Consider the following 8,351-nt stretch of genomic DNA (forward strand, 5'->3'; position numbering starts at 1 on the left):
GGAGCTTTGGGGGGGCACACTCAGGGTCGTGCGGGGCGCACGGTTGCGCCGCGCCGCATCGGCCACGGTTGTCATGGCGGAGCAGGAGAGAAGCAGGGCAAGGGGGAGAAGGCAGCGTTTCATACAAACGGATCTGCTGAAATACACGTCTGGTTAATCCTGAACGAACAATAACCCTGCCGTCAGGCGGGGCTCTGCTGCACATAAGGGAGCGGGGTCCAAAGACCTGTGACCAACCGACCCGCCCACCGGGGCAGGACATAAAAGCCTGTCAGTCATGCAAGAACAGACCGGGAGCGACCCGCTGCCATGCATGAATACCCTGAAGCGCCATGCAATAAAAAAACACCTTCGACCAACCCGATGCCCGCGCTGGACCGGAGCAAACCGGCCCGGTCCGGGTGCTCAGGCCAGAAGGTTGATAAAACTTGCCGAACCGGAGTGCTTGTTATGCGTAGTACCCGACGGCACAACCTGCCCGGATGCATCAAACTGCATGGAGGAGGAGGACCCGTCCTGGCTGGTGGAAGCAAGCTTGACCGTGCTGGAGGTCACATTTTCGGGCTGGACCGAGCGGTGCGCGGCCTGGGTCATGTGGACCGTGGCACTGCGCATGCTGGAGGCAAGCTGGGCTGCAACCGTGGTATCTGCCATTTGATGGACCCTCTGGTTTAAGGCATACATAAAAACACAAAGCCGGTATGCCGCACGGCAGGGCCGTATGCAAACCAGCTGGAAAAATCTTGCACTCAGATTATGGGATGGTCATGCCTTAGCCAAGGTGTTTTTTGGAGTCTGGCCTTGCGCAGTCCCGAACACACCCTAAATACCCGACCAGCACCACACGCCATCCCCCATAATATGGCCGGTGCGCCGCAGTTCTGTGCGGGTATGCCCATGCCAACGCCACGGAACCGCCAGACAGAAAAAAGACGGAATAAAATATGCGCCTGTTGTGTATTGGAGACAGTTCAACCCCCGGCGGTCTCCGGCCCTGCCATGGCCTGGCCGAAGCAGCGGTGGAAGGGGCGCTCTCCATCACCATGTCCGGCCCCGAAGGGGTGGTGGAAACCCTGCGCCGCTCACAGTACGATATTGTTGTCATCCAGCTTGCCCAACCCGACACACGCCTGCTCCGCCACATTCGCAACAGCCGCATTCCCACCCCGGTCATCATGATCGTGCGGGCCAGCACCCCTGTGGAGGTGGCCGAGGCTCTGTCCATTGGTGCGGATGACTGCGTGAGTGCCACCATTGAGCCAGTGGAACTGCTGGCCCGCCTGCGCGCCATTGTCCGCCGCACCGGCGGGCATGACAGCCTGAGCCTGCACATAGGCCGCATGGTGGTGAACGTGGACCGCAGGCAGGTCCATATAGACAAACGCCCCCTGCCCCTGACCCCGCGTGAATATGACGTGGTGGAACTGCTGACCCTGCGCAAAAATCAGGTGCTCAGCAAGGAGGCCCTTCTGGACAACCTCTACGCCGGGCAGGAAGAACCACACGGCAAGATCATTGATGTGATGGTCTGCAAAATCCGCAAGAAAATGCGCGCGTTCGGCATTACCGACCCCTTTATTACCCAGTGGGGCATTGGCTACAGACTGAACGAGCAGGCGTTCATCCCCCTTGGTGCGCGCATGAGCGCACACAACGCCAGCGCCACCCCCGCCTCGCGCGAGACAAGTCTGCCCGTTACGCGGGGGATCAACGTCATTTCCCCCACCAACAAGATGGACGTGCTGTAACACGCAAAGATTGGGGCAGGCGCATAAAAGCCACTGGCCTTGCAGGGGCCAAATGGACTAGAGTGCCCGCACATTCCAGACCACTACCGTGGCGGATGGGGGGCATTCCCTCCCCTCCGCGCCAGACAGGGCCATAATGATCAGCGACATCACCACACGCAGCCTCGATGCGCTCAACGCCTATGGGCAGACCCAGAAGAACACCCAGTCCACCACGGACGATCAGGGCACGGGGTCTACGGGCGGGGCCGATATTGTTTCGAGCTTTACGTCAGCACTGAATAACGCGCTCAAGGGCGCCATACAGACTGGCAAAACAGCAGAAGCCCAGACCGCCGCCGGCCTGTCGGGCAAGGGCAACATGAGCGACATTGCCACATCCGTGGAAGAGGCCAAGCTGACCCTGCAAACCGTCACCACCGTGCGTGACCGCGTTGTACAGGCCTATCAGGATGTCATGAAAATGACGATTTAAGACCCGGCCATGCATAATACAGTCGATATCCACGACATTCTGCGCCAGACATTGTTTGTGGCAGTCAAGCTGGGAGCGCCCTCCCTGCTGGCCTCGCTGGCGGCGGGTGTTCTGGTCTCGCTGTTTCAGGCCATGACACAGGTGAGCGAGGCCACGCTGTCCTTCGTGCCCAAGTTTATAGCCGCCATGACAGCACTGCTGCTGACCGGCTCCTACATGGCCTCTACCCTGAACACCTACTCCCGCACCATTTTTGACCAGATCATCATGGTTGGCGGCTCGTGACCTGCTCGCACACCAAGCAGCGGGCCAGCCAGCGGGCATGACCGACTACCTGCTGTTCCCCGGCGGTCCATACAGGTGCTGGCCGCCATGTTCCTGCTGGTGCTGTGCCGGGTCAGCGCGCTGGTTCTGGCCTCCCCCGGACTGGGGGAGAGCACATCCCCCATGGTGGTGCGCGCAGGCATTGCCATCTGCATTACCTTTGCCATCCTGCCCATTGAGCACAACGCGCTCAAGGACGTATCCGGTCAGGCGTTGCACATGCCTGCGCGCGCCATTGCCATTATTGCGGGCGAAATCCTTTACGGCATTTTTATCGGCTGGCTGGCGCGGGTCATCTCGCTCGCACTGGGCATTTCCATGCAGCTTGTGGCCATTTTTACCGGGCTGGCCAGCGTGCTCCAGCCTGACCCCGATCTGGGGGCGAGCAGTACGGCCATCAGCCATATGGCGGCGTTTCTGGTCCCGGTCATTTTCATGTCGTCGGGGCTGTATGTGCTGCCACTGGCCGCCGTTACCGGCTCCTACACCGTGTTCCCCCCCGGCCACATGCCCATGGTGGGGGACATGGCGCGCAGTGTCACGCAGGTTACGGCACAGACCTTTATGCTGGCCTTCCAGCTTTCTGCCCCGTTTGTGCTGATCGGCACCTTGTGGCCTGCCATGCTGGGGGTGCTCAACCGGCTGCTGCCCTCCATTCAGGTCTATTCCATGGCCATGCCCGCGCAGTTGCTGGGCGGGGTGCTGCTGCTGGCCATTCTCATTCAGGTCATGAGTGGTGTATGGCAGGAGCGTACGGGGGACTTTCTGCTGAGCCTGCCCGGCGTTGGCGCGGCCACGCCGCACCCGTAGGAGCCTGAGCCATGGCCGACGACAGCTCCGGCGAAAAGAGCCAAGCCCCAACCGGCAAACGGCTGGAAACCGCGCGTGAGGAAGGGAACATTGCCCAGTCGCGCGAGGTGCAGCTTCTGGTTGTGCTCAGCGGGTTCCTGATCGTTTTTACCACAACCACCAGCGTATCCGCCTTCCGCTTTGTCAAGCACATGTACGGGCTTATGGCCCATTTTGACAGCATACCCTTTGACCGGGCCTCCCTCTACCGCGCAGCATACAGGCCATGCTGGAAGGGGTGTGGCTGGCTGCCCCACTGGTCTGCACGGGCATACTGGTCACGCTCTGCTTTGGCGTGCTGCAAAGCGGGTTCCTGTTCCGCCCCACTGCTATTATGCCTGACATCATGCGCCTGTCCCCCGCCAAGGGGATCAAGCGCCTGTTCAGCAAAACCAACCTGATCGAAACCGCCAAAAGCCTTATCAAGCTTGTCGTGTTTGGCTTTGTCCTGTTTGGCGTGGCCAAGGAGACCCTGCGCGTGGCGCCCGTGTCCGAGCGGTGGAGCGTGCGCCACCTGACGGAGGAGCTTGTCTCGTGGTTTGTCTATGCAACACTGGTGGTGCTGGTGGTGCAGGCCGTGATTGCCGTGCTCGATGACGTGTGGACACGCTGGAACCGGCTGCAACAGCTGCGCATGAGTTTTCAGGAAATCAAGGACGAAACCAAGGACATGGACGGGGACCCCAAGGTCAAGGCCCGCCAACGCCAGATTCGCATGCGCCGCCGCCGCCGCATGGTGCAGGCCGTCAAGGAGTCCACGGTGGTCGTGACCAACCCGACCCATTACGCAGTAGCCTTGCAATATGAAAACGGGGTGAACAGCGCCCCCAAAATTGTTGCCAAAGGCACGGACGAACTGGCCGCGCGTATGCGTGAGGCCGCGGAGGAGGCACGCGTTCCCATTGTGCCCAACCCGCCACTGGCGCGCGCCCTGTACACCCTGCCGCTCGATTCTGAAATTCCGGCCGAATACTTCCAGCCTGTCGCCGCCATTATCGCCTATGTGATGAAACTCAAAACCCCCGGCGCGCGGGCGGTCCCCCCACCCGCGCAGCAACCTGCGCAACAGGTCCCCCGGCTCCGGCGCTGAGCGCGCAAAACCGGCGGTTTACAGTTCTTTCATGCAGGAAAAACTTGCGTTCCGCGCCCTACATGCTACTCAGTTGGGTAACTCAGGCGCAGGTCATATGGTCAGGCTTGTCAAAGCCCCCAAGGCCCTGTTCGCCAGCAACCCAGTGGCTGATGCGCGTGCCCCAACCCGGCACAGACAGCCTGCGTAAGAGAACTGCGCATCCATAAGGCAGGGACGGCATATGTCTATTTTCAACTCCCTTACCACGGCTGTCAGCGGGATTAACGCTCAGTCCACCGCGTTTACCAACCTCAGCAACAACATCGCCAACAGCCAGACGGTCGGCTACAAGGCCGATACAACTGCCTTTCAGGACTTTGTGGCCGGTGCCGGTTCCACCTCCGGCTCGTTTGCGCAGGGTGTGGCCAACTCCGTGGCCGCCGTAACCGTGCAGCACGTCAACTCGCAGGGCACCGCCTCCTCCAGCACCGACGGGCTGGCCATGTCCATCTCCGGCGACGGGCTGTTCAACGTCTCCAAAAAGACCGGTGCCGTGACCTCCACAGGCGCTGACTTTGCCTCCGAACAGTACTACACCCGCAACGGTGAGTTCTATGAGGACAAGGACGGGTACCTCGAAAACACCAGCGGCTATTACCTTGATGGCTACATGGTCAATTCCGAGACCGGCACGCTGGATACATCCACCGTAACCCAGATCAACGTTGCCAACGTGACCTTCCGCCCGACGCAGACCACAACGCTGACAGCAAACGGAACTCTGGCCACTGGCGCTGCCACCGGCGACACCGTCACCACCGCTGCGACCACAACCTATGACGGCAGCTACAGCGTCAGCAACCCGGAAAACAATCAGGCCCAGATCAGCCTGACATGGACAAAAACCGGCACAGACACATGGACTGTCGCCGCCAGCGCCAGCGCCAACTCTGATGGCAGCACGGCAACCGTTACAGGCAAAACCTACACCGTAACGTTTGACAGCGATGGCGATCTGAAATCCGTCACAGACGGCACCAGCAACGTGACCTCCACGCTCAGCGGTGCGGCTGTTTCCCTGCCTATTTCTGTCACCTACCGGATGGGCAGACACAGAGCATCAACCTGTCTCTGGGCACAATTGGTGGCACAACGGGCATGACCGTTGGTGCAACGGCTGTGACCCCGACCACAACCAGCGACAGCGTGACCTCCGGCACCTACCAGAGTGCCAGCATCGAAAGCGATGGCTCCGTCATGGCCACGTTCGACAACGGGGACACGCAGCTGATCGGCAAGGTCGTGCTCAGCAACTTTGCCAACGTCAACGGTCTGCTGTCGCAGGATGGTCAGGCCTACACGGCCACCGCCGCATCGGGCAGCGCCAAGACCGGGCTGGTGGGTGAGAACGCAACAGGCTCCCTGACAATCGGCTACGTGGAATCCTCCACCACCGACCTGACAAGCGACCTGTCCGCCCTGATTGTGGCGCAGGAAGCCTATACCGCCAACACCAAGATCGTGACCACGGCGGACCAGCTCCTCCAGGCCACCATCGCCATGAAGCAGTAAGCCGCACTTTTAAACCCGCAGCTTTTTGCACCGGCCTGCTCCAAAGCAGGCCGGTTTTTTTATGCCTGCCTATTCAGCAGCTATCGGGTAATCGTCCACATAATCCTGCCCGTAGTCGGAGAGGACAAAGTTGCTCACCAGATCCACCATTCTGGCCGAGCGCTGGCTCAGGTCATGGCAGTCGGCGGAAGCATGCTCGGACATGGCGGAGGTTTTTTCCGTCAGGTCACGCAGGGCGGCGGCCTCGCGGTGGGTGCCTTTTACATTTTTCTGCTGGCCGCCCATTTCCTTGTTAATTTTGCTTATGGCGGTGTTCACCACAGCAATGCCTGCCCCGATGTCGGCCAGATCAGCCACCATTTGATTAACCGAGTCCGCTCCGCTGCGGATAACGGCCTCGTTCTTTTGCGCGCTGGCCGCAATCTGGCGTGCCGCCTGAGAGGTTTTGACCGACAGGTCCCGGATGGCCATCGCCACAACCGAAAAACCCCGCCCCATGCTACCCGCCCGCGTTGCCTCCACATTGGCGTTAAGCGCCAGAAAATTGGTCTGGGCTGCAATGTTCTGGATGGAGCCGACCAGATCGGAAATGGTTTTCCATGCCGCCTGAATATCCGCCATGGTGGCGCGCACATCATGCATGTTGGTATTGCCACGTGCTGCGGCCTCCACACATTTGCGCGCGGCACTCTCGGCCGCAAAGGTCTGGCCAGATACATCATCCAGCGAGGCTTCAAGCGAGGCAGTGGCATCGGTCAGCCGGTGGATGGAGCCGACCTGCTCCTCGCTCTGGCTGAGAATACGGGCATTGCTCTGGCTGATGGAGGCCGCTGCATCCTCCACCTGCGTGGAGACCTGCCGAATATCGGACACAACCGTGTTCAGCCCGGTCTTGAGCTTGGCAAAGGCTGCCGCCAGCACGGGGGAGCGCTCGGCCACATCCTGCGCCAGAGTGGCACTGAGGTCCCCTTCCGCCACCCGCTCAAGGGCTTGGGCAATCTGCTCCAGCGCGGAGCGTTCAGAAGCCGCCTTCTGCCGCTCCTCCTCCAGCCGTGCCAGATAGGTGGAAATCACAAGGTCCATGTCCAGAAAAGCGGCTTTGAGTATGGCCCCGATCTGCTGGCCCAGCTTTTCGCCCATTTCGGCCTCATGCGCCGCGCGGCCAAAAGCAAAACGCGGACCACCCTGCACACCGCGCTTGATCAGGCGGCGGCAGATGGCGTCCAGCAGCACGGCGTAACCATCTATATACCACCGTGGCTCAAGCCCAATACGGGCATGGGCATGGCCAATACGGGTCACATCGGTCACATAATCCGGCCCGAACTTGCCTGACAGAATGGTCTGCCAGTGCATGCGCTGCGCGCTGCGGGCCTTGTTTGTTGTGGCATCGGTCGGAAAAAAACGTGCCAGAGCAGGCACGTCATGCACACGTTGATAAAATTCGGACAGGCTCTCGTCTAGAATATCGGCCATATCCGGGCTCATGCTGGCCAGCGTCTCACGCTCGCGTCGCTCTATGCCCATAAAAGATAGTCTGTCAGCTATTGAGGCAGGCTGCCCTTGGCCTGCCCGCGCGTCCGAATTTTCCATAGTCGAGCCACCTTATATTGGCTCCCCTGCCGTTCAGAGCATGGCGTCGGTATCGAACTCCTGTCCGGCACCTGCGGATGATTCCAAACCTTCCAGAACGGTTTCTGCAATTCCAACCAAGGGAGCGAGGGACAGATTGGTATCAAGAATGGCGCGAATGCCGTAACGCTGGGCCTGAGAGGCCAGCCTTACAATCAGTTCCCTGTCTTCATAATTCGTAGTGCCCGAATCCAGCGAATTCGCTTTCATGATCATCGACCACAAACGCTGGTTCTTGGTCAGGGCCCTCAGCCGAACAGACGGGTCGGAGCTGGCTGACGCCGTTTCCAACTCATCAATCAGCAGTCTGAAGCAGGTCGCATCGGCCTGTCGGTCCGTCAGGGAGTATCCTGCCACATTCTGGTAGGCGCGCATTGCAGGGTGGATCATGATTGCACCATTTTTTTATCAGCCGTCCCCTACCCTATGGGCAGAAACCAGCAACGTGTGTGTCAGTCATTCTACACCCGGCGTCTGAACGTGGCCAGAGCAACCTCATGGAACCTATGCGTCCAGTGTTGCACCAATATATAAAAAATTTCTATATTTTTGCCACTTTTTCTCTGTGCCTTCCCCCACGCCTGCGTGAGCGGTGGCACCACACAGCAGAAAGGCCGGGCACACTGCGCCCGGCCTTTCTGCCTGCAACCCCGCCTGCACGGCGGGGAGAGGGAAAATA

Annotated in this window: 10 protein-coding genes and 1 pseudogene; 8 read left to right on the forward strand and 3 right to left on the reverse strand. The window is 60.0% G+C overall.

What is annotated here, in order from left to right:
• Positions 1-405: 405 nt before the first annotated feature.
• Entirely contained in the window at positions 406-654 is a 249-nt protein-coding gene (locus JCM25146_RS14875; protein ID WP_025828999.1) for a hypothetical protein, read from the reverse strand.
• A 290-nt stretch (positions 655-944) separates the two neighbouring features.
• Between JCM25146_RS14875 and JCM25146_RS14880 the strand changes: the two genes are divergently transcribed.
• The 8 genes and pseudogenes from JCM25146_RS14880 to JCM25146_RS25075 all read left to right on the forward strand — a co-directional run bounded on the left by JCM25146_RS14880 (position 945) and on the right by JCM25146_RS25075 (position 6,040).
• A complete protein-coding gene (locus tag JCM25146_RS14880; RefSeq protein WP_025829001.1) occupies positions 945-1,748 on the forward strand; it encodes a response regulator transcription factor in 804 nt (267 codons plus the stop codon).
• A gap of 136 nt (positions 1,749-1,884) precedes the next feature.
• Positions 1,885-2,223: a flagellar hook-basal body complex protein FliE gene (locus JCM25146_RS14885; RefSeq protein ID WP_025829003.1), complete on the forward strand. Its 339-nt coding sequence runs from the start codon at positions 1,885-1,887 to the stop codon at positions 2,221-2,223.
• A gap of 9 nt (positions 2,224-2,232) precedes the next feature.
• On the forward strand, positions 2,233-2,508 hold the full coding sequence (locus JCM25146_RS14890; RefSeq protein WP_025829005.1) for a flagellar biosynthetic protein FliQ: 276 nt from the start codon (positions 2,233-2,235) through the stop codon (positions 2,506-2,508).
• 87 nt (positions 2,509-2,595) lie between these two features.
• Positions 2,596-3,357 carry a flagellar biosynthetic protein FliR gene (locus JCM25146_RS14895; RefSeq protein WP_051544326.1) on the forward strand — a complete coding sequence of 254 codons (762 nt, stop codon included), beginning with the start codon at positions 2,596-2,598 and terminating at the stop codon, positions 3,355-3,357.
• A gap of 11 nt (positions 3,358-3,368) precedes the next feature.
• A pseudogene (locus JCM25146_RS24705) lies at positions 3,369-3,530 on the forward strand (EscU/YscU/HrcU family type III secretion system export apparatus switch protein); the annotation flags it as partial.
• A 92-nt stretch (positions 3,531-3,622) separates the two neighbouring features.
• On the forward strand, positions 3,623-4,486 hold the full coding sequence (locus JCM25146_RS20000) for an EscU/YscU/HrcU family type III secretion system export apparatus switch protein (RefSeq protein WP_277909622.1): 864 nt from the start codon (positions 3,623-3,625) through the stop codon (positions 4,484-4,486).
• Between the two features lie 223 nt (positions 4,487-4,709).
• Entirely contained in the window at positions 4,710-5,630 is a 921-nt protein-coding gene (locus tag JCM25146_RS20005; RefSeq protein ID WP_369347534.1) for a flagellar hook-basal body complex protein, read from the forward strand.
• A complete protein-coding gene (locus JCM25146_RS25075; protein WP_369347535.1) occupies positions 5,627-6,040 on the forward strand; it encodes a flagellar hook-basal body complex protein in 414 nt (137 codons plus the stop codon). The genes JCM25146_RS20005 and JCM25146_RS25075 overlap by 4 nt, the downstream gene beginning before the upstream one ends.
• Positions 6,041-6,109: 69 nt before the next feature.
• Here JCM25146_RS25075 and JCM25146_RS14915 read toward each other — a convergent pair whose 3' ends face one another.
• Together JCM25146_RS14915 and JCM25146_RS14920 are read right to left on the reverse strand one after the other, a co-directional pair.
• Positions 6,110-7,633 carry a protoglobin domain-containing protein gene (locus tag JCM25146_RS14915; protein ID WP_081774893.1) on the reverse strand — a complete coding sequence of 508 codons (1,524 nt, stop codon included), beginning with the start codon at positions 7,631-7,633 and terminating at the stop codon, positions 6,110-6,112.
• Between the two features lie 33 nt (positions 7,634-7,666).
• The gene (locus tag JCM25146_RS14920; protein WP_025829009.1) at positions 7,667-8,062 is read right to left on the reverse strand and encodes a flagellar biosynthesis regulator FlaF; all 396 of its coding nucleotides are present in this window, start codon (positions 8,060-8,062) and stop codon (positions 7,667-7,669) included.
• Positions 8,063-8,351 lie beyond the last annotated feature (289 nt).

This window comes from Acetobacter okinawensis JCM 25146 (genome assembly GCF_000613865.1).
GTDB lineage: Bacteria > Pseudomonadota > Alphaproteobacteria > Acetobacterales > Acetobacteraceae > Acetobacter > Acetobacter okinawensis.

Coding starts and splice junctions, on each gene's coding strand:
- JCM25146_RS14875 (WP_025828999.1), bottom strand. CDS start 654: ATGGCAGATACCACGGTTGCAGCCCAGCTTGCCTCCAGCATGCGCAGT.
- JCM25146_RS14880 (WP_025829001.1), top strand. CDS start 945: ATGCGCCTGTTGTGTATTGGAGACAGTTCAACCCCCGGCGGTCTCCGG.
- JCM25146_RS14885 (WP_025829003.1), top strand. CDS start 1,885: ATGATCAGCGACATCACCACACGCAGCCTCGATGCGCTCAACGCCTAT.
- JCM25146_RS14890 (WP_025829005.1), top strand. CDS start 2,233: ATGCATAATACAGTCGATATCCACGACATTCTGCGCCAGACATTGTTT.
- JCM25146_RS14895 (WP_051544326.1), top strand. CDS start 2,596: ATGTTCCTGCTGGTGCTGTGCCGGGTCAGCGCGCTGGTTCTGGCCTCC.
- JCM25146_RS20000 (WP_277909622.1), top strand. CDS start 3,623: ATGCTGGAAGGGGTGTGGCTGGCTGCCCCACTGGTCTGCACGGGCATA.
- JCM25146_RS20005 (WP_369347534.1), top strand. CDS start 4,710: ATGTCTATTTTCAACTCCCTTACCACGGCTGTCAGCGGGATTAACGCT.
- JCM25146_RS25075 (WP_369347535.1), top strand. CDS start 5,627: ATGACCGTTGGTGCAACGGCTGTGACCCCGACCACAACCAGCGACAGC.
- JCM25146_RS14915 (WP_081774893.1), bottom strand. CDS start 7,633: ATGGAAAATTCGGACGCGCGGGCAGGCCAAGGGCAGCCTGCCTCAATA.
- JCM25146_RS14920 (WP_025829009.1), bottom strand. CDS start 8,062: ATGATCCACCCTGCAATGCGCGCCTACCAGAATGTGGCAGGATACTCC.